The 537-nt window shown below is 67.1% G+C and carries 2 protein-coding genes; one reads left to right on the top strand and one right to left on the bottom strand.

The window, feature by feature from the left end; genetic code table 11:
• A partial coding sequence (locus AC1DGD_RS22120; RefSeq protein WP_476858282.1) for a TetR family transcriptional regulator occupies positions 1-290 on the bottom strand: 290 nt, incomplete at its 3' end.
• A gap of 83 nt (positions 291-373) precedes the next feature.
• On the opposite strand from AC1DGD_RS22120, the gene AC1DGD_RS22115 reads away from it, so the two are divergent.
• On the top strand, positions 374-537 hold a 164-nt coding region (locus AC1DGD_RS22115; protein WP_476858283.1), incomplete at its 3' end, for an SDR family NAD(P)-dependent oxidoreductase.

Genomic DNA, 537 nt, shown 5'->3' with positions numbered 1-537 from the left:
GCCAGGATGTCGCCGTCGGGACCTTCAACGCGGGCCGAATCCAGTACCAGGCCCGAGGCCTCGACCACCGGTTCCATGCCGCCCCAGACGAGCTCGGCCTTGCTGGAGAAGTACCGGTACAGGCTCTTGCGCCCGATTCCCGCCGCGCGGGCGATGTCCTCCATGGAGGTCTGCTCGTAGCCGCGCTCGGCGAACAGGCGCAGCGCGATGGCGGCCACTGCGTCGGGATCAATCGTCACCGGCCGCCCGGCGGAGCGCGGGACAGCGGTGGTCACAGCATCCGAAGGCATCCCACCAGTATTCACCCTTACATAATGACACGGAGTGTCATAAGCTGGGCGGCATCACCGTCAGCAACGTCTGGAAGGACATCATGGGCAACGAAGCTTCATGGCAGGAAGCCACCACCACCGGCCGGTTCGCCGGCAAGACCGTCATCGTCACCGGYGCCGCCTCCGGCATCGGCCAGGCCACCGCCCTGCGSATCGCCAGGGAAGGCGGCCGCGTCATCGCCGCCGACATCAGCAAGGAACGCCT

The sequence above is a fragment of the Arthrobacter sp. 05T45 genome, from assembly GCF_056395875.1.
The sequence above is the reverse complement of the archived record's forward strand: the minus strand, read 5'-3'. Positions and strand labels throughout refer to the sequence as shown.